The sequence below is a fragment of the Terriglobia bacterium genome (assembly GCA_020072785.1).
Lineage (GTDB): Bacteria > Acidobacteriota > Terriglobia > Acidiferrales > UBA7541 > Acidiferrum.
On sequence record JAIQGG010000006.1, the window covers coordinates 60,856 to 81,058 of the forward strand.

Here is a 20,203-nt window from a genome sequence, read left to right on the forward strand (position 1 = left end):
AGGTCTTCCACGAGTCACGGGTCACCAGTCACGAGTCACTACACGTGCGGGCGCACGCCTTTCTGTTGGTTCAACTCAAGGTAGGGAAGGGATGTAAAAACCGGCTACCGCGACAGGCACGGCGTCGAAAGCACCAGCCCGTCCGGCTTGGTGGCGTAGTGCTCGCGCAAGGCGAGCCCCTTGCCGTAAAAGACGGCGTTCCAGCCGTAGCGCCCGCGCACCGTGTCCACGCCGTGATTCAGTTCCCGGCGGCGGTTGGCGGCGGTATCGAAGAGCTCGTTCTGGCGGCGGTCGGGCTCAAGGTTGGTCACGCTGACGCCCACCAGACGCACGGCCACGCGCCGGGTGAAGAGTTCGCCAAAGAGTTGCCGGGCCGCGGCCAGCAGTTCGCGCTCGTCGTTGGTCGGGCGCACGAGCCGCTCGGTGCGCTGCGCGGAGAAAGAGTCGGCGTAGCGCAGGCGCAGGCCGATGGTGCGCGCCTGGCGGCCGTAGTCGCGCAGCGTCGCGCCGATGCGCTCGGAGAGATACTCGAGGAGCCCGCCAAGAAATTCCGTGTCGATGGTGCCGCCCTCGATGGTCGTCTCGCGGGAGACCGATTTCGGCGTTCCCGGGGCCAGCACTTCGCGCCCGTCGAGGCCCCGCGCGCGTTCCCAGATCTGCCGGCCGACGGCTTCACCGAACGCCGCCGCCAGCGCCGGCTGGGGAATCCGCCGCAACTCGCCGATGGTTTGCACGCCGCGCTCGGCCAGCTGCGCCGCGTGCACGTGGCCGATGCCGTGCAGTTTTTCGACCGGCAGCGGCGCGAGGAATTCCTCTTCATCGCCGGGGGAAACGATGTGGAAGCCGCGCGGCCGCTGGAGCCGCGAGGCGATTCCCGCCACTACCTTGCTCGTTGCCGCGCCCACGGAAACGCTCAGGCCCGTGCGCCCCAGGATCTCCGCCTGCAGCCGGCGCAGCGCCGCCGGGAAGTCCGGATAGAGCCGCTCGGTGCCGCGGAAATCGAGATAGAAGTCGTCCAGCGCCGCGGTCTCCACCGCCGGGGTGTAGGTTTCCAGGATGCGCCGCACGCGCTCGGCAAAGTCCGCGTAGTGCTCGTACTGCCCGGGGACGACCACCGCCTTGGGGCAGATGCGCAGCGCCTCGCGGAAGCTCATGGCCGTGCGCACCCCGCGGAACTTGGCCTCGTAGCTGGCCGAAGCCACCACGCCGCGTCCCACCAGCACCGGCTTGCCGCGCAGCTTGGGGTTGAGCACCTGCTCCACCGAGGCGAAGAACGCGTCCACGTCCACGTGCACGATGTGGGGATGCTTTGCGCTGCGGAGTTTGCCCAGTCCGAGCCACCGCGCGGGTGACCAGGAGGTTTTTTCCGCCGCGCTTTCCGGGGTTTCGGAAAAAGCCGCAGGGCTGGCGCCCTGCGCTACAGCTTCGTGCGGAATCGCATTGCTGGGTGGGGCAGGGAATGTGCTTTCGACGCAGGTTTGCATGGCAGCTCCTGTTAAGTGTGACCGCAGAGCGGTCAACGCAGGGAAACGAGCGGTTTTTCTGGACGTTCGCCCGCGGGATTTAACGGGTGGCGACCGGCTCCTGCGAGTCGCCAGGACCCTGGAGCCGGAACGCCACCCGCTTCCCGTTTCCTCTACCAGGGGGGACTATAGGCGAACAAAAAGCGAAAGTCAAGAAAACTCTGCGCACTCTTGCCGGGACTAGGGTCTTTCTCAGAACACGCGGCCGAGGCGGAAGAACCACTTCTGGTGGCTGCTGTCGCCGACGCTGCCGCCCAGGAAGATGGGCCCGAAGGCCGTCTGCACCAGGATGCCGCCGGAGAAATCGTTGGGGAGGCGCGCGGCCGTGGAGCCGGGATTGGCCGCGCCGTACATCTTTCCGAGCTCGTACTGGGCCGTGAAGTAGATCTTCTTGCCGAAAAACGGCGGCAGGTCCATGAGGTTGCGCAGGTAGCCGCCCTGGAAGAGGAAATACTGGTTGCCGCGCAACTCGTTCATGCCGTAGGCGGCGAGGCGCTCCGGCCCGCCGAGGGCGAACTGCGGCAAGCCGGTCTGTTGCAAGCCGAAGGTCGTGCCACCCGAGGAGAGCAGGAAGAAGGAATTGGCGCGGGAGAGCGGCTGGAAATAGCCGGTGCGCAGCTCCAGGACGGGGAAGGACTCGCCGGCGCCGGGGCTCTTGACGTACCAGTGGAAATTGGATTCGATGCGCAGGCCGCGGCGGGGGATCTCCGGGTCGTCGGTCCAGTCGGTGCGGTAGCGCAGGCGCGCGGCGCTCCAGGCGCCGTTCAGAGCGGGGAGCAGCGGCGCGCCGATGCGCAGTTTGTTGCTGTAGTAGCCGGCTTCGTAGCCCACGCGCAGCTCGCTGAAGCGGTCGAAAGCGTAGCCCAGATCCGCACCCGTCGCCGCGCGGTTCACGCGGTATTCGGCGAGCGGGTCGTTCTTCTCGTAGATTTTGTACGCGGAGTTGCCCACGCCGATCTCCGGCGCAAGAAACCATTTGCTGGCTGCGGTGAAGGGGTGGAAATATTCGGTGTGCACGCTGTACTGCGAGCCGAAGAGGAAATCGGTGCGCCATTCCGAGCGGTAGCCGCCCACGTCGAGAAACGTCAGCCGCGCCCCCAGCGTGAAGTTGGCCTCCCCGGTTTCCGAGCCCTCCAGTTCGAAGCCGGGCTGCAGCGTGCGCGAGGTGAAGCCTTTCTGGTGCACGTCGATGAGCAAGCCGTCGCGGCCCTCGCTGGCGGTCATGCGGTAGCCGGCCTGGTCGAAGCGGCCCATGCCGGTCAGTTGGGTCAGATCGGCCTCCAGCTTCCGGGTGTCCAGCGGACGGCCCTGATATCGGGCGAGCAGGCTCTCGATATTTTTCTTGGTGTCCGCATCGGCGCCGTGCACTTCCACGAACTGCGGCACGGGCACGGTGTGCCTCTCCCGGGCCGCGCGCTCGCGGAGGTATTCGGCCCAGGCCGCGTCGTCCAGCGCATAGGGCGCCAGCAGGCGCGACTTCTCCTGCGCCGCCGCCAGCCCCTTGGCGATAATGGCTTCGTGGCGCTTGTATTCCGTGGAGCTGTAGCCGGCAAGGTCCACGCTGATGACCAGGTCCGCGTTGGCCAGCCCGCGCAGCTCGTTTTCATTCAGCACCGCGTCAATCGAGCGGTCCAGCACCTCGAACAGCGACTGAATGCTCTCCGCATCCGGTTTTTTCTTCTGCAGGTGCACGGCGATGACGATGTCCGCGCCCATCTGGCGTACGGCGTCGGTCGGCAGGTTGTCCAGCAGGCCGCCATCCACGTAGACGTGCTCGCCGAGGCGCACCGGGTTGAAGACCCCGGGCAGGGAGATGGTGGCGCGCAGGGCCTCCGCCAGCGGGCCGTCGCGAAAGGTCACCTGCTTCCCGCTCACCAGGTCGGTAGCCACGCAGCGGAAGGGGATCGGCAGGGCGTCAAAGTCCTTCACGTTCGAATAGGGCAGCGTCTCTTTTTCGATCAGCAGGCCGATCTGCTGTCCGGTGTTCAGCCCGGCCGGGAGGGTCACCCCGCTGCGCAGGCGCAGGAGCAGCGCATTGGGGAAGGCGCGCTGGTCTTCCTTGCGGCGGAAGGAGATTTCACTGTAGGGGATTTCGGCGCCGAACGTGGCGTCCCAGTCCAGCTCCGCGACCAGTTTGCGCAGTTCCGCCGGGCTCTTGCCGCTGGCATAGAAGCCGCCCACCAGCCCGCCCATGCTTGTGCCGGCGACGTAGTCCACCGGGATGTGGTGCTGCTCCAGCCATTCGAGGACCCCGATATGCGCGAGGCCCAGCGCGCCGCCGCCTTCCAGGGCGATGCCGATCTTCGGCCGCGCCGCCGGTTGGGCGGCTTCCTTCGCCGGTTGTGGAGCTGATTGTTGCGCGCGCAGCGCGCAGGGAACCGCGAGTAAGAGAAAGACGACCAGACTTCGGCGCATCTGGGTGCTCCTTGTTGCGTTCGAACCTTTGTAAGCAGTGTAGCGCGAGGCGCCGATCCCCGGTGGTGCGGGTGTCCCGGGCGGGTGTCGCGGACACCAAGGGAGGCGAAACGCGAAACTCGAAACTCGAAACGCATCCTCTTTCATCGGGCTCTTGCGAATTTCGGATTTCGATTTTCGAATTTCCTCTTTCCGGTTCATGGCAGGTTTCTCTTGAAAAAGACGCTTTGCCGCACGACTGTAAATTTTTTCAGGCGCGCTGGGGAATGGGAAGCCGCGCGCATGGTATGGGGTCCCGCGGGGAATCGCAAAGGAGGACAATCATGAAAATGCTGCGAACGGGAAAGCCAGGAGTTGCGGCTTGTATTCTTTGCGGATTTTCCAGGGTTGCCGCAACAACAGGAAAGCTTCAGGCGCCTTCGCCGGCGTCCGCCTCGGCTGCGGCAATCGCCGCGCTGGCTTCCGAATTGGCTTCGTACTCGGGCGGCTCGGCCGGGCGCGTCTTGCGGTTGGCCAGTCCGATGCCGCCGAGGACCAGCGCTCCGCCGAAGATCTGCGTGGCGGCGAGCGGCTCGCCCAGCAGCAGCGCGGCCAGGACCGCGGTCAGCGGGGCCTGCGCCAGCAGGCTCACGGAAGTCGCCGTCGCGGGCAGATGGCCCATCGCATAGGTCAATCCGAGATAGCCACCCAGTTGCGAGACGAGGCCCAGGCCCAGCAGCGCGGCCCACGTGCGCCCGGAAGGCACAACGAACGACACGCCCATGGCCAGGTTCAGCACAAACAGGAAGATCGTGCTCGAGGCGATGGCCACCCGCAAAAACGCCAGCGTGCCGGTCGAGGAGCGCACGCGTTCGGTGACGATCAAATAGACGGCGAAGCAGCCGGAAGCGCCGAGCGCCATGGCATCGCCCACGCCGAGCCGCGCCAGCCGCGCCAGGTCGCCCCAGAGAATGATGAGCGTGCCCGACAAGGCCATCGCCAGCCCGATCCAGAACGCCGCCGCGGGCCGCCGCCGGAAAACCAGCCAGGTGATCAGACCCACGAATACCGGTGTGTTGTTGCCGAGCAGCGTGGCATTGGCCGCCGAAGTCTGCAGGATCGATGTGTTGTAGAGGGCGAGGTCCATCCCGAAGAAAACGCCGCCCATAGCAATAATCGCCAGGGTCGCGCGCGAAATGCGCTGCGCGGGCGGCTTCCGGAATCGGGCCGGCAAAAGCCGCGTTGGCAGAAACCACGTGGGCAGAAGAATGACCGCCGCAATCAGAACGCGGTAGAACGCCGACGCCGGTCCGGGGATGTCCGTCCAGCGCACGAACAGCGCCGACCAGGCGATGCACATCATTCCCGCAACCAGCGCCAGGTAGGGCAGGGAGCCGCCGGAGTGCGGCGCAGCGTTCGGATTGTCAGGCGCGGCCATGGGAATTGCACGCAGTATGGCACATGCGGCCAGTGCGCCGTAGCGCGGGGCGCCCCGCCGCACCCGGCCAATCTGGCCCGTGCTCGAATTTCTCGCGGAGGCGCAGCATCGGCGGCCGCAGGTGTACTAGAATCCTCGCTCGGTCCTTTCCCCGAGCAGGTGGCCTGACGACATGACAAATGCGGAAGCAAGAGACGCCCTGGAAGCGCTGCAGCCTCTTGAAAATGTGCGCGTCACCGGCCTGGCGCTGAATCTGCCCGGGCCGGTGGCCGCCGCGCGGCTGGCGCGCATGGGGGCCAGGGTCATCCAGATCGTGCCGCCTGCGGGCGATCCCATGGAGAGCTACAATCCCGATTTCTACCGCGCGCTGCATGACGGCCAGGAGATCATCCGCCTCGATCTGAAGAATTCCGCGGACCGCGAGAAGTTCGAGGCCATTCTGGCCACCACGGATGTGCTGCTCACGGCCTTTCGCCCCGCGGCGCTCGAGCGGCTTGCGCTGGGCTGGATGGCGCTGCATGCGCGGCATCCGCGGCTGTGCCAGGTGGCGCTGGTGGGCGACGCCGCGGGCGCGGAAAACGTGCCGGGGCACGACCTCACCTACCAGGCGGCGTGCGGCTTGCTCTCGCCTCCGGCGATGCCGCTGACTCTGCTCACGGACATGGCCAGCGCCGAGCGCATGGTGAGCACGACGCTGGCCCTGCTGCTGGCGCGGGCGCGCTCCCAGCAGGGCGGCTACGCGCAAGTGGTGATGACGGCAGTGACCGAAGATTTTGCTCTGCCGCTCTACCGGGGGATGACCGCGCCGGGCGGGTTCCTCGGCGGGGGCTCGCCCTTCTACAACCTGTACCGCGCGCGGGATGGCTGGGTGGCGGTAGCTGCGCTGGAGCCTCATTTTCAAAAGCGTCTCCTCGCCGAGTTGCATCTGGAATCCGCGGTGTACGAGAAGTTCTCCTCCCTTTTCGCGGAGCGCAGCGCGGCGGAGTGGCAGCGCTGGGCTGCCGAACGCGACCTGCCGCTGGTTGCCGTGCGTATGCCGCCGCCCGCTTCGCCCACCGCCGGCGGGTGAGCCCCCGGTTGAAGAGGGTGTTCGTTTAGCGGCGGGATGCTGCGCGGCCCCTTGTGGCGGCACTCGGTAAAGACTACGGTTCCCAGATAGAGGATGCGCCACCGGCAGGAACAAGGGAGAATCAGCGATGAGCGAAACGCTTCCGGCCGCGGCGGAGAAGCCTCCCGTAAGCCTGTGGGTGTGGCTCTTCCGCATCCTGCGCTGGAGCACTTACGCCGCGGCGCTCGTCACCGTGGCGCTCGCTCTGCACAAGAGTGCGCCTCCGCCGATCCAGGCCAGCCCGCTGGCCGCCGAGCGCGCCGAACAGAAAATCCGCCAGGTGGATGAGGCGCTGGCCTCCGGCACGCCCGCCACGCTGCGCCTGGACGAATCTGAACTCAACTCCTTCCTCGCAACACACCTCGATCTTGCGCCCAGCGCGAGCCCCGTTGCCGGAATCGCTTCCGCGCCCGCCACGCAGCCCGCCGCCGAGCCCACTGAGGGGCAAGTGCGCTCTTCGGTCCGGGACGTCAAGGTGCAGCTCATGGAAGACCGCATCCGCGCCTACATTGTCTTTGATTTGCACGGCAAGGAGATGACCTTGTAGCTCGAGGGCCGGCTCCATGACGTGAGCGGCTATCTGCAATTTGTCCCCACGGAGGGAGCCATCGGATCGCTGCCCATACCGCAATACGCCTTGGAGAACGCCCTGCGACGGGTGATGGAGTCGCCGGAAAACCGAGAGAAATTAAAGTTGCCAGCCGGTTTGGACGATATCCGGATCGAAAACGGGGAAGTCGTGATTTCGTACAAGTGAAGAGAGGCGCGGGAGTGGACAGGTTTGACTGTACTTTAAGCCTTTATTTTGTTGAAGGTACATTGTGCAAGAGCCTGCGAGTGGATTGCCCGGCTCTCGTTCTAGTACGCTGGTACTCTTTTTCCAGCAAACGATTTTGTACCCGCAGTCCTATTGTCGATTGGGACTCTCCCCACTAGAATCTGTACTCGTCCCAGGAGGCTCTGCCTTGACAGACGCCGAACGTCGCAATTCTCAGCGCTTTCAGATGCGCTTGCCGATCACCGTCCGCTGGAGCACCGGCGCCGCCGTGGCGGAAACCAGCACGGAGTCCCGCGATGTCAGCTCACGCGGGGTCTATTTCTTCCTCTCCAAGGATGTCAAGGAAGGTTCGGCGGTGGAGATCATTCTGACCTTGCCCAACGAGATTACGATGGCCGGTCCGGTCAAAGTGCGGTGCCTGGGCCGCGTCCAGCGCACCGAAGAGCGCGCGGAAGGCGCCATGGGCGTGGTCGCCGCCATTGAGCGCTACGAATTTCTGCGCAGCGATGAGGGCGAAAAGTAACGGATTTCTTGTCCGCTACCTGCGGAGGCGGGCAGGATAAGCCGGGGCGCCTCGACCCCTCAGCGGAGCGCCCCGGTTTTTTGCTCTGACGGCCAGCCCAGGCGTCCTTCCCGCCCAACGAAACATACGGCACTCGCGTTCCGTGAACCGCCTGCCTTTCAAGGGTGTACGCCCTTTCCACGGCGAAGCAACCGGCTCGCGGGGTTATCTTTGCGCCGCCTGCCCTTCGGGGCAGGCGATTTCCACAGGCTCTTTCATGGATCATTGCGGCAGCTAGAAATCCTGGGAAAGGAGCCCACTCGCTTCGTGGCTTGCTCGACGCCGTTGCGCCACGCACGCCGGCTGCCTTCATGGCCCTCTTCAATCCATTGACCGCACAAGACAGTGACGCGTCTGCATCCCCTTTCGCGGGCGAGGAGCGGGGAAACGTCTCTCTGGAAAGCGAGGAAGCGGGAGATGCGCCGGTCGGGGAAAGCGTTCCGGAAGCCATCCCGCTTCTGGAACTCGCCGAGCTTCTCGACCAGCATCGGGAGTGGGTGGAATCCGCGGGCCAGCATGGCAAGAGAGCGGATTTACGCCACGTCGATTTGGAGCATGCGGAACTCGCGGGAGTGAATCTGCAGGGCGCCGATCTGCGCAAGGCCAAACTGCGCGGCGCCGACCTGTCCATGGCCAATCTGCAGGGCGCCTCGCTGGTGCAGGCCGATCTGCAGGAGAGCAGTCTGCTGGGCACGGAGTTGCGCGGCGCCAATCTCATGGGCGCGAATCTGCTCGGCGCGGCGGGACTGTGGCTCGGGCGCATGGGGCGCACCAATCTCTTCGGCGCGGTGCTTCCGGATTCCGCCTTCGACCTGGACGGCACCAAAGCCGCGGACCAGGCCACCACCCGCGCGCGCTGGTTCTACGCCGCGCTCTTCGCCTGCGCCCTGCTCGCCGCCTTGGGCATTTTCACCACCAGCGATTTGCGCCTCCTGCAGAATGCTTCCACCATCCCCTTGCCGGCCCTCGGCAATGTCCTGCCGATGAGCGGTTTCTATCTGGGCGGTCCCCTGCTGCTCTTCGGCCTGTACCTGCGCTTTCATTTTCTGGTGCTGCGCCTGTGGGGAAGCCTGACGGCGTTGCCGGCGGTTTACCCCAACGGGCAGACGATGGAACGCAGCGGCTCGTGGTTTTTGATGGGTCTGGCGCGGGGCCATTTTCCCTGGCAGCGGGAGAGCCGTACGGCCTTTTCCCGCCTGGAGACGGCGGTGTGCGCCTTGCTGGCCTACTGGGTAGTGCCGGCGGTGCTCTTCCTGTTCTGGGTGCGCTATCTGACGCGCCAGGACCTGCGCGGGACGCTGCTGCACGCGGCCCTGCTGACGGCCGCGGTGTTCGTAGCGCTCTCTCTTCCGGGCATGGTCGCGCGCATTCTCGAGACGGGAGAGTTTCCGCCGCAGGGGCGCGCGAGCGCTTTTCGATCGGTCTTTTTTTCGCTGGGTATCGCGGTGGCCCTGGGATGCCTGCTGGTGCTCGTCTCGTTCGGAATTCTGCGCGGTGCGGCGCCGGATGGCCGGAGCGCCGATGTCTCTTCCACGGAGATCCGCCGGCTGGCGGCCCAGGCGCTGTGGTCCGCGGGCTACACCCCGTATGCGGATCTGAACGAAGCCGAGATTTCCTCGCGGCCTTCCAGCGCGGCTTCCGAAGAGGAGACCGTGGCGCAGGCCCAAGGCGCGCATCTTAATCAGATGAGTTTGCGCTATGCCGAGGGCTACCGCGCCTTTCTGGTGAACGCGCGGCTGTGGCGTGCGGATCTCGAAGGCGCGCGTCTTTCCGAAAGCGATCTGCGTTCCGCGAATCTGCGCGAGGCCCGCCTGGTCCGGGCTTTGCTGGATCGCGCGCGCGCCGGGCGCGCGACGCTGGTCGGCGCGGATGCCCGGGGCGCGAATTTCGCCGTCGCCGATCTGCGCGGCGCCGATCTGTCCTACGCCGTGCTCGAGGATGCCATCCTGGCGCAGGCCAAGCTCGGTGGCGCCACCCTCTATGGCGCCGACCTGCAGCGGGCCCGGCTGCTGCGCGTTGACCTGGATAAGGCGGACCTGCGCGATGCCAACCTGGAAAATGCCGTGCTCACCCTGGCCGACCTGCACGACGCCGATTTTTCCCAGGCCAAACTCGCCGGCGCGCGCCTGACCGGCGCGCACATGAAGGGCACCATGTTCCTGGAAGCCGATCTGCGCCGCGCCGATCTGCACGACGCGGTATTGCCGGAGGCGGTGTTGCGCGAGGCCCTGCTGGACGGCGCCAACCTGGATGGCGCGGACCTGCGCGGCGCGCTGGGCCTGACTGCGGCCCAGGTCTGTTCCGCGAACTGGCGCGGCGCGCAGATGGACGAGGCCTTGCGCCAAGAAGTGGAACACCGCTGCGGTGATCTCCGCTGAATGGGTCCGCAGAGCGGGCTGTGAGTGTTCGGCGCTGTTGACTTCGCCGGTTTGGTGAGGAATTTTGCGCTGCGCTTTGTGCATCCGAGCCCGTAGCGCCGGCGAATTTCGCGTGCTCTTGATCCCCTCGAAGACCTCCGGTCTTAGACGGGCACGGTTACCGGCGCCTTCTTCGACGTGGCGGCGCGGCGCTTCCGGACAATACGCACGGTGCTGGCTTGCGGGCCGTTCTCCCCGGCTTCTTCGGCAAAGGTCACCGGCGAGCCGACTTCCAAGCGGTCAAAACCTTCGAGCAGCACACTCTGCTTGTGGAAGTAGATCTCCCGCCCGTCGCTGGTTTCCAGAAAGCCGAAGCCCCGCGCGGGAAAGATCTTGCTGACGCGGGCCTGCGGCAGCGGCTCGTGGATTTTGGTCTGCCCGCGGCGGCGGCGCACGTAGTCCTGCAGGCGCCGGCCGGCGATCTTGAAGGCGTCGTTGAGCGCCAGGTACATGTCCTTGTGGGACGCTTCCACCTCCAATTGCTTCTTCTCCTGCAGCCGGTCGGTCTGGCGCATCGTGGTGTACAGGCTGGGCTGGTGCTTGACGACGATCTCCTCGCCCGGCACGGTCAGATCGATGCGCACGTGATAGGGGTTGCCCTCCACGCGATGGCGGTGCGGTAATTCCACCATCACGCGGCAGCGCATGATACTGCCGTAAAATTTATCGAGTCCCTTAGTCATCTCTCGGACCCAGTCCTCGACATGGGCAGGACGATCTACATTGCGAAACCGGATATCGATAGGCAGTTTCATGGTGTGCGCTCCTGGCGGGGCAGCAGACCCCGGGGGTAGGGAAGACCCGTATTAGATTGATCGGATTCTCCCCAATTAGAAACAAAAAAAGAAGTGCACGCCCGCTGCCAGTCGGCACCCCCTATACGCTCTGTAAGCGCTCTCTTTTCGCGGGGATACGTTTTCTGGGGGGCTTTCGGCAGGTACCTTTACCGGGGGGTGGGCCGTTTTTCACACTCTATGGGTCATTTCAACCAAGGCCGCGGCAGGCTCCCGGCCCGAGGCCCCTAAGGCAAGTGTTTGCGATGGCTTTTCAACGCGCTGGGACGGGCACGGAATTGCTCCTCTAATGTGCCAGGGACCTGGGGCGAGGTGTGCGGGGGGATTTCGCTTCCCGCATGAGGGGGGAACATGGAGCCGATGGTTTTCCGGGACAGGAAGCAGGCCGGCGAGCTCCTCGCCCGCAAGCTCACCAAGTACGCCAACCGGGAGGACGTCGTGGTCCTGGCGATTCCCCGTGGCGGCGTGCCCGTCGGTTTTGAGGTAGCCCGGGCGCTGCACGCGCCGCTGGACGTCTTTATCGTGCGCAAGCTGGGCGTGCCATGGCAGGAAGAGCTGGCCTTTGGCGCCGTGGCCACCGGGGGCATTCGCGTCCTGGATGAGCAGATCGTGGAATCCTTACAGCTCACCCCGGAGCAGATCGACAAGGTCACCGAGAGGGAAAACAAAGAACTGGAACGCCGCGAGCGGGTCTACCGCGGCAAGCGCGCGGCCCTCGCGGTAAAGGGGAAGCTCGTGCTTCTGGTGGACGACGGCATCGCCACGGGCTCGAGCATGCTCGCGGGGATCACGGCGCTGCGCCAGCTTGAGCCGGCGCAGATTGTCGTAGCAACTCCCGTGGCCCCGCCGACCACCTGCGCACGTCTGCGCAAGAAGGCCGATGACCTGGTATGTGTCTCCATGCCTGCGTCGTTTTTCGCCATCGGCCAGTTTTACGAAAATTTTCTGCCCACCAGCGACGCGGAGGTGTGCACGTTGGTGGAAGAGGCAAGCGCATCGACCGCGCGCAGCGCGGTCTGAGCAAGGAAGGGGGAGACCATGAGTCCGGCGACGCAAGTGAAACACAAGATTACGGAAACCAGCATTGAGGTGCGCCTCGGCGCCATATTACTTCCCGGTGATCTGGCAATTCCCGAGGAGACAACCGGCATCGTGCTTTTTGCCCACGGCAGCGGCAGCAGCCGGCACAGCCCGCGCAACCGCTTCGTGGCGCGCATGCTGCAGGAACGCGGCCTGGGCACGTTGCTCTTCGACCTGCTGACCATGGAGGAAGAGGCGCATGACCGCATTGCCGCGCACCTGCGCTTCGACATCCATTACCTGACGCGCCGCCTCGTGGGCGCCACCGACTGGGTGCGCCAGAACGCCGCCACGCGCGCTCTGCATCTCGGCTACTTCGGCGCCAGCACCGGCGCGGCCGCCGCGCTGGTGGCCGCCACGCAGCGCGTCGACGACGTCGCCGCGATCGTCTCCCGCGGCGGACGCCCGGACCTCGCCGGGAAGGCCCTGGCCAAAGTCAAGGCGCCGACGCTGCTCATCGTCGGCGGCGATGATGAGCCGGTTCTGGGCATGAATCGCGAAGCCTACACCGCTCTCGGCTGCGCCAAGAAAGAGCTGGTCGTCGTTCCCGGCGCCACGCACCTTTTCGAAGAGCCCGGCACACTCGAACAGGTCGGCAAGGAGGCCGGCGAATGGTTCGCCCGCTTCCTCATGGGCGAAAATCCGGTCATTGCCACCCTCTAGCAACGGCTCGCGAGGGTGCGGTTCGCCAGTGTCATCTCAGGGCGCGGACAGTAATTTCTCCAGCCGCGCGTATAGCCGAGCCCTGACTCAAAATTTGGCCTCGCGGACTTTCGCTTTTTCATCGACTGCATACCGGCCGCCCTTTATACTGCTCCCGTGCATTCCAGGACCGAGCTGCTGGGGGCGCTGCGCCGCTACTGGGGTTACGATTCGTTTCGCCCGTTGCAGGAGCGCATCGTGGGCAGCCTGTTTGGCGGCCGCGACACTTGCGTGATCATGCCCACCGGCGGCGGCAAATCCCTCTGCTACCAGTTGCCCGCGGCCATGCTCTCCACGCAGACCGTCATCGTGGTGTCGCCGCTGATCGCCCTGATGCAGGACCAGGTGGCGCAGCTCACGCAGATGGGCCTTCCCGCCGCGCTGCTGAACAGCTCGCTCGCCGCCGGCGAGCAGTCCCAGGTCATGCGCAAATCCCTCGCCGGCGAATACCGCCTGCTGTATCTTTCTCCGGAACGCCTCGCCCGCCCGGACACTGTCGCCTGGCTGCAGCGTGTCCCGGTCTCCTTCTTCGCCATCGACGAAGCCCACTGCATCTCCGAGTGGGGTCACGAGTTCCGCCCCGAGTACCGCCAGCTCAGCAGCCTGCGCAAGCACTTTCCCGACCGGCCCATCGCCGCCTTCACCGCCAGCGCCACGCGCCGCGTGCGCCACGACATCATCGAGCAGCTCCAGCTGCGGGCCCCGGACAAGTACATCGTCAGCTTCCACCGCCCCAACTTGCGCTACATCGTCAACGAGTGCAACGCGCGCACGCAGTCCGCGCTGCTCGTGAAGTCGCTGCGCCGCTACAGCGGCAGCAACGTCATCGTCTACGCCCCCACCATCGCCCGCGTCGAAGAGACCGTGGATTTTCTCGAAGAGCAGGGCATTCCCGCCATCGCTTATCACGGCCGGATGGACAGCGGCGAGCGCCGCCGCAATCAGGAGCGCTGGATGTCCGACGAAGTGCGTGTGCTCGTGGGCACCGTCGCCTTCGGCCTGGGCATCAACAAAGCCGCCGTGCGCGCCGTCATCCATCTCTCGCTGCCCAAATCCATCGAGCAGTATTACCAGGAAGCCGGCCGTGCCGGCCGCGATGGCCTGCCCGCGGACTGCCTGTTGTTCTGGCAGAAGCGCGACGCCGGCCTGCTGGCGCACTTCATCGGGCAGCTCAGCGACCCCGCGGAAAAGGATCGCGCCTGGCAGCGCTATCACGAAATCCGCGGCTTCGCCGAAGCGCAGGCCTGCCGCCACCGCCAGATCTGCTCGCACTTCGGTGAAAAATTTAAATTGGATTACTGCGAAGCCTGCGACGTCTGCGGCTGCGACACCGAGTGGCTGGCCACGCCGGCCGAAGAGAAGCGCTCCCGGCGCCGCAGAACCGCCGTGCCGTCCCCCGGCGTGGCCCGGCCGCGGCGCTCCCCCTCGCTGGATAAGAGTCTGGTTCCGGGCGGCGGCGCCTCGGATGTGGACCCCGAATTGCGCGACTATCTCCGCGAGTGGCGGCGCGAAATGGCCAAAGAGAACAACGTTCCCGCCTACGTCGTAATGCACGACACCTCGCTCGAAGAGCTCTGCCGCGCGCGCCCCACGGCGCTCTCCGGAATTCGCAGCGTCAGCGGATTTGGCGAGCGCAAGACCGAACTATACGGCCGGCAGATCCTGGATGTGCTGAAGCGCTTCCGCGACGGCGTCCGGGCCAGCGCGGCGCCGGAAAAAAAGCGCAAGCCCGTGGACGAAACCCTGCAGTTGCTCAAAGTAGGCCGCAGCTTCGCGGAGATCGCGGAGATTCGCAGCCGGCAGGTGACCACCGTGATCAGCATGGTCGCCGACCTGGTGGAGCAGGGCGACGTGGAATTTCAGCCCGCCTGGGTGGAAGCCGCGAAGCAGGCCCGCATCGAAGCGGCCTGCGCGGGTCTCGGAATCGACCGCCTCCGCCCCCTCAAGGAAGCGCTCCCGCCGGAAATCTCCTTTGAAGAGATCCGCCTGGTCGTAGCCCGTTTGCGCCGCCTGCAGGCTTGACCTCGTACCAGGCGAATGCGGGCGAACCTCGTTTTTCTCTGTGCCTGCGATACTTTGCCGGTTCGCGTGATTGCCGGGGGTCCGCGGGTTGCTTGCCGGTTAGATCGAGACCTGTCAGAGGCCCGCGACCAGCAGTCCGCCCAGGGATTCTTGCTGCTGCTGTGGCTGGAAGCCGGCGTTCGTCAGCGCGGATTCAAACAGCGGGATGCGCGTGGCCCGCAGGCCGGGTGTCGCACGACCTCCTCGGCGCGGGCGGCGCCGCCCGGAGCGACCACGAGAGAGGTCATCGCCTGGATCGCAGATTGGCATGGGCGAGAAAAGACCATAGTGGATAACTGTATCTATTATTCCAGTCCTAAAGCGTTCGCATCAAGAACCCAAGAAACACCTTGAATGGCAGGCTAGAGGAGGTTTCTTCCACAGGCAAAAGAAATGTGACTTGACAAACAACAAATACTGGAATACAAGGTAAAGAATTCCCGAATGGGGATTCGTTAACTTGCTCCTCCAACACGCTTCCGAACTCGCCATTCGCGCAACGCTCTTCCTGGCGCAGCAGGAGCCCGGGAAGCTTTCGCCGGTCCGCGAAATCGCTGCGCACACGGGTGTTTCGGAGGCGTACCTGGCGAAGATTTTCCAGCGGCTCGGGGCTTCCGGTTTGGTCCGGTCCTTCCGCGGTCCCGGAAAGGGTATGGAACTCGGCCGCGCACCGAAGAGCATCTCGCTCGCCGCGGTAGTCCGCGCCGTGGAAGGTGCGAAGGAGCCGGACATATGCGTTCTGGGCCTCGGGGTGTGTTCCGAGGAGAATCCTTGTCCGCTCCATGAAGAGTGGCTGCCTCTGCGGGCGGCTATCCACAACTTCCTCGAACAAACGACGCTCGCCGATCTGGTCCGTGTGGTGAATGAGAAATCACGCCACCAAAAACCGGGCGTGCTCAATTTGATCGCTGCGGAGGCCGCGGCAGTCCGAGCGCGAGAAAGGAAGCGGTTGTGATGAAATTCGGATGGTTGCTAAGCGCTTTGCTGTTGCTGTTTTTCTTGTGCCCCAGAGCACTTGCCCAACAGCCGGCCGACTTTTTTCAACAGAACTGCACCAGTTGCCACACGATTGGCGGCGGGCGGATAACGGGCCCCGACCTGAAGGATGTGACGAAGCAAAAGGATCGTGCCTGGCTCGAGCACTTCATCCAAAACCCAAAGGCAGTCATTGATGGCGGGGACCCTTTCGCTTTGCAACTGCAGCAAGACGCCCGCGGAGTCGTGATGCCTGCGATTCAAGGTTTGACACCGCAAATGGCGAAAGGACTGCTCGATATGATTGAGGCGGAATCGAAGCTTGCCAAGTCCCGATTCGCCGGGGTGAGTATCAGTGACCGGCCATTTACAGCGGCCGATGTAACCCTGGGGACGGAAATTTTCGCGGGCACCCGGAAGTTGAGTCAGGGCGGTCCGCCCTGCATTTCCTGCCATACGCTCGGCACGATTGGCGGTCTGGGAGGGGGCCGGCTGGGACCGGATCTGACGCGGGTTTATGAGCGCCTGGGCGGACGAAAGGCAGTGGGCGCGTGGCTTTCCGCTCCCGTTACGCCGACGATGCAGGCTGTATTTCGCCAGCACCCTTTGCAATCCGAGGAAATCCTGCCGCTGCTCTCCGTGTTTGAGGATGCCTCGCGGCGCTCACAGCCCGCGGACACGGGGACGCAAGTGAATTTTTTCATAGGCGGTTTTGCGGGTGCATCCCTCGGTCTCCTGGTCATGGGCTGGGTGTGGCGAAACCGGATGCGAACGGTGCGGCGGAGCATGGTGACTGCGGCGCAACGAGGTGCGGAATGAAGCGCAAGAATGGCGTGAGCTGGATCAAGGATGAAAGCAACCCGCAGTTGCGTAGTTGGGAAGAGTTCTATCGCAACCGCTGGCAGCACGACAAGATCGTTCGCAGCACCCACGGCGTCAACTGCACGGGCGGCTGCACCTGGCAGATTTTCGTCAAAGACGGAATCGTCACCTGGGAGATGCAGGGGCTGGATTATCCCCTGCTCGAAGCAAGTCTTCCGCCGTACGAGCCGCGGGGCTGCCAGCGCGGAATTTCCTATTCGTGGTACCTCTACAGCCCACTGCGCGTGAAGTACCCCTACATGCGCGGGGCGCTGCTGGACTTGTGGAAAGAAGCGCGGGGCAAGTTTGACGATCCCGTCGAAGCCTGGCAATCGCTGGTGGAGAACCCCGAGGCGCGGCAGCGCTGGCAGAAGGCGCGCGGCAAGGGAGGATTCCGCCGCAGCGATTGGGAGACCGTGAAGGAGCTGATCGCGGCAAGCTGCCTGTATACCGCACGGAAGCACGGGCCCGACCGCATCGCGGGCTTTTCGCCGATTCCGGCGATGTCCATGATCAGCTACGCCTCCGCGAGCAGACCGACGTGAACGAATCCGCCGACTGGTACAACGCCAAGCTGCTGGCGGTGATGGGCTCGAACCTGAACATGACGCGCACGCCGGATTGTCATTTCGCCGCCGAAGCGCGCCACAACGGCAGCAAGATGTGGGTCTTCGCGCCGGACTTCAGCCAGGTTTCGAAATATGCGGACGAATGGGTGCGCATCAATGCGGGGCAGGATGGCGCGTGGTGGATGGCGGCGAACCACGTCCTTCTGAAAGAGTTTCACCACGAACAGAAGATTCCCTATTTCCTGGATTACACGAAGAAATATACGGACGCTCCGTACCTCGTCGAACTGAGCCAGGACGGCAACGAGTACCGCGCCGGGCAGTTGCTCCGCGCCGGACGTCTTGCCGCCTATCAGGGCGCCGAGAACGGGGAATGGAAGTTTCTGATGTGGGATGGGGCGGAGCAGCGGCCGAAGATGCCGATGGGCAGCTCCGGATTCCGCTGGGGCCAGGAGAAAGGGAAGTGGAACCTCGAACTGAAAGACGGCCGCGACGGTTCGGCGATTGACCCCGCGCTGACCTTCCTCGGCGAAGGCGACGACGTCGTACAGGTGCGCTTCGACGATTTTGCCGAGGGGAAAACGATTTGCCGCGGCGTGCCGGTGCGCAAGATCCGGACAGCGGACGGCGGCACGGTGACCGTGACGACGGCGTACGACCTGCTGATGGCGCAATACGGCGTGCCGCGCGGCTTGCCGGGCGCCTATCCCCGGGATTATGACGATGCCGACGCGCCCTATACCCCGGCGTGGTCCGAGAAATTTACCGGTTTGGGGCGAGATGTGCTGATCCGCTTCGCGCGGGAGTGGGGAAGCACGGCGAATCATACCAAGGGCAAGTGCACGGTCATCATCGGCGCGGGGATCAATCACTGGTATCACGGCAATCTCATGTATCGCGCCGCGATCCACGCGCTGATGTTCTGCGGCTGCGTGGGCGTGAACGGCGGAGGACTGGCGCATTACGTGGGCCAGGAAAAACTGGCCCCGATGGAGTCCTGGTCTTCGATTGCATTTGCCCGGGACTGGATGCCCGCGGCGCGGCTGCAGAATGCGCCGAGCTGGCACTACGTCAATTCCGATCAATGGCGCTATGAGAAGCAGTTCACCGATTACCATACCGTTCCTCCCGGCCAGGCTCCCGGATCGCTCGCCGGCGGGCACACGATGGACGCGCAGGTGCGCGCCGTGCGCAATGGCTGGCTGCCGTTCTATCCGCAGTTCAACCGCAATCCGCTGGAAGTGGTCCGCGAAGCGCAGCAGGCCGGCGCCGACACGCCGGAGAAGGTGGCCGAATACACCACGAAAAAGCTGAAGAGCGGCGAGCTGAAATTTGCGGTCGAAGACCCCGACGCGGAGGAAAACTGGCCGCGCGTATGGTTCATCTGGAGGGGCAACGCGCTGATGGCCAGCGCCAAAGGCCACGAATACTTCCTGAAGCACTATCTCGGCACGCACACCAATAGCATCGCCACGGACATGGCGGAAGGTTCGGTGAAGGAGGTGGTGTGGCACGAGACGGCTCCGCAGGGAAAGATGGATCTGATCGTGGATCTGAATTTCCGCATGGACACGTCCGCGCTTTATTCCGACATCGTGCTGCCGGCGGCCACCTGGTATGAGAAGGCCGATCTGAATTCGACCGACATGCACAGCTTCATCCATCCGCTCTCCGCGGCGGTGCCTCCCTGCTGGGAATCCAAGAGCGACTGGCAGATCTTCGGCTCCCTGGCGAAGAAGTTTTCGGAATTGGCCGCCCGGCATTTCCCCAAGCCCATGTGGGACCTGGTGGCGACACCGCTGGCGCACGACACGGCGGCGGAGATCGCGCAGCCGCAAATGCTGGATTGGAAGAGCGGCGAAGTGGAAGCAATTCCCGGGAAAACGATGCCCGGGCTGAAGCTGGTCGCGCGCGACTACAGCAACCTCTATAACCAGTACATCTCGTTCGGGCCGCAAGTCCGCGCGCAAGGCTTGGGGGCCCACGGCACGCATTACAACTGTGAGGATCTCTACGATGAGGCCGCGCGCAATTTGCCGGTGAGTGTGTGGAACGGCCAGCGCTATCCCTCGATGGCTGCGGATGAAGATGTCTGCAATCTGATCCTGCGATTCGCGTCGGTTACCAACGGAGAACTGGCCTACCGCTCGTATCGCGATATGGAAGCCAAGGTGGGCTTGCCGCTCGCGCACCTGGCCGAGCGCAATCGCGGGTCACGCATCTCCTATAAGGAACTGCAAACCAGGCCGCACCGCCTTTTGAACAGCCCCATGTGGTCCGGGCTGACGGAAGACGGCCGGGCCTACGCGCCCTTCACTTATAACGTGGAATGCCTGGTGCCCTGGCGAACGCTGACCGGCCGGCAGCATTTCTATCTCGACCATCCCGGCTACATCCAGTTTGGCGAGCACCTGCCGACCTATAAGCCGAAGCCGCTGCCGGTGCAGTACAGCGATCTGCGTCTGAGCGAGGAAGTGGGGCCGACCAAGACGCTGAACTATCTGACGCCGCACGGGAAATGGCACATCCACTCGACCTACGGCGACAACCACCGCATGACCACGCTTTCGCGGGGCATCGAGCCGCTGTGGATGAACGATAAGGACGCGGTGGACATCGCCATCAACGACAACGACTGGGTGGAAGTGCACAACGACAACGGCGTGGTGGTCACGCGGGCGGTGGTGAGCGCGCGCATCCCGCGCGGCATCTGCATCCAGTATCATTCGCCGGAAAGAACGTTTTCCGTTCCGACTTCGCCGCTGCGCAAGAACCGCCGCGCGGGCGGGCACAATTCGCTGACGCGCACGCGGCTGAAGCCGAATCTGATGGTCGGCGGCTACGGACAATTCACGTTCCATTTTAACTACTGGGGTCCGGTGGGCTGTAACCGGGACACGCACGTCTTCGTGCGGAAGCTGCCCGAACTGAAGTGGTGAGG

General features: G+C 64.5%; 15 protein-coding genes. 11 read left to right on the forward strand and 4 right to left on the reverse strand.

From position 1 onward, the window contains the following. Positions 1-104: 104 nt before the first annotated feature. From dinB to LAN61_13865, 3 genes are all read right to left on the reverse strand, one after another. The gene (gene dinB / locus LAN61_13855; protein ID MBZ5541597.1) at positions 105-1,484 is read right to left on the reverse strand and encodes a DNA polymerase IV; all 1,380 of its coding nucleotides are present in this window, start codon (positions 1,482-1,484) and stop codon (positions 105-107) included. A 231-nt stretch (positions 1,485-1,715) separates the two neighbouring features. Then, positions 1,716-3,938 carry a patatin-like phospholipase family protein gene (locus LAN61_13860; protein MBZ5541598.1) on the reverse strand — a complete coding sequence of 741 codons (2,223 nt, stop codon included), beginning with the start codon at positions 3,936-3,938 and terminating at the stop codon, positions 1,716-1,718. A 409-nt stretch (positions 3,939-4,347) separates the two neighbouring features. Further along, positions 4,348-5,355 carry a DMT family transporter gene (locus LAN61_13865; protein ID MBZ5541599.1) on the reverse strand — a complete coding sequence of 336 codons (1,008 nt, stop codon included), beginning with the start codon at positions 5,353-5,355 and terminating at the stop codon, positions 4,348-4,350. 172 nt (positions 5,356-5,527) lie between these two features. On the opposite strand from LAN61_13865, the gene LAN61_13870 reads away from it, so the two are divergent. The 5 genes from LAN61_13870 (at position 5,528) to LAN61_13890 (ending at position 10,181) form a co-directional block, all read left to right on the forward strand. Beyond that, positions 5,528-6,424, forward strand: coding sequence for a CoA transferase (locus LAN61_13870; GenBank protein ID MBZ5541600.1), 897 nt, complete (start codon positions 5,528-5,530; stop codon positions 6,422-6,424). A gap of 127 nt (positions 6,425-6,551) precedes the next feature. Further along, entirely contained in the window at positions 6,552-7,010 is a 459-nt protein-coding gene (locus tag LAN61_13875; GenBank protein ID MBZ5541601.1) for a hypothetical protein, read from the forward strand. 21 nt (positions 7,011-7,031) lie between these two features. Further along, complete coding sequence (locus LAN61_13880) at positions 7,032-7,220, forward strand: hypothetical protein (protein MBZ5541602.1); 189 nt, start codon at positions 7,032-7,034, stop codon at positions 7,218-7,220. A 208-nt stretch (positions 7,221-7,428) separates the two neighbouring features. Next, positions 7,429-7,764 (forward strand): PilZ domain-containing protein, encoded by a 336-nt coding sequence (locus LAN61_13885; GenBank protein MBZ5541603.1) that lies wholly within the window; start codon positions 7,429-7,431, stop codon positions 7,762-7,764. A gap of 350 nt (positions 7,765-8,114) precedes the next feature. Then, on the forward strand, positions 8,115-10,181 hold the full coding sequence (locus LAN61_13890; GenBank protein MBZ5541604.1) for a pentapeptide repeat-containing protein: 2,067 nt from the start codon (positions 8,115-8,117) through the stop codon (positions 10,179-10,181). Between the two features lie 143 nt (positions 10,182-10,324). Here the strand turns inward: LAN61_13890 and LAN61_13895 are convergent, their stop codons facing one another. Then, complete coding sequence (locus tag LAN61_13895) at positions 10,325-10,975, reverse strand: cold shock domain-containing protein (protein ID MBZ5541605.1); 651 nt, start codon at positions 10,973-10,975, stop codon at positions 10,325-10,327. 399 nt (positions 10,976-11,374) lie between these two features. Here LAN61_13895 and LAN61_13900 point away from each other — a divergent pair, with 399 nt between their 5' ends. From LAN61_13900 to LAN61_13925, 6 genes are all read left to right on the forward strand, one after another. Beyond that, positions 11,375-12,034 (forward strand): phosphoribosyltransferase, encoded by a 660-nt coding sequence (locus tag LAN61_13900; protein ID MBZ5541606.1) that lies wholly within the window; start codon positions 11,375-11,377, stop codon positions 12,032-12,034. 18 nt (positions 12,035-12,052) lie between these two features. Then, on the forward strand, positions 12,053-12,757 hold the full coding sequence (locus LAN61_13905; GenBank protein ID MBZ5541607.1) for a dienelactone hydrolase family protein: 705 nt from the start codon (positions 12,053-12,055) through the stop codon (positions 12,755-12,757). A 156-nt stretch (positions 12,758-12,913) separates the two neighbouring features. After that, complete coding sequence (locus LAN61_13910) at positions 12,914-14,818, forward strand: RecQ family ATP-dependent DNA helicase (GenBank protein ID MBZ5541608.1); 1,905 nt, start codon at positions 12,914-12,916, stop codon at positions 14,816-14,818. Between the two features lie 499 nt (positions 14,819-15,317). After that, on the forward strand, positions 15,318-15,812 hold the full coding sequence (locus LAN61_13915; GenBank protein MBZ5541609.1) for an Rrf2 family transcriptional regulator: 495 nt from the start codon (positions 15,318-15,320) through the stop codon (positions 15,810-15,812). Beyond that, positions 15,809-16,651 carry a cytochrome c gene (locus LAN61_13920; protein MBZ5541610.1) on the forward strand — a complete coding sequence of 281 codons (843 nt, stop codon included), beginning with the start codon at positions 15,809-15,811 and terminating at the stop codon, positions 16,649-16,651. Before LAN61_13915 ends, LAN61_13920 begins: the two co-directional genes overlap by 4 nt. 367 nt (positions 16,652-17,018) lie before the next feature. Next, positions 17,019-20,201, forward strand: coding sequence for a nitrate reductase subunit alpha (locus tag LAN61_13925; GenBank protein MBZ5541611.1), 3,183 nt, complete (start codon positions 17,019-17,021; stop codon positions 20,199-20,201). Positions 20,202-20,203 lie beyond the last annotated feature (2 nt).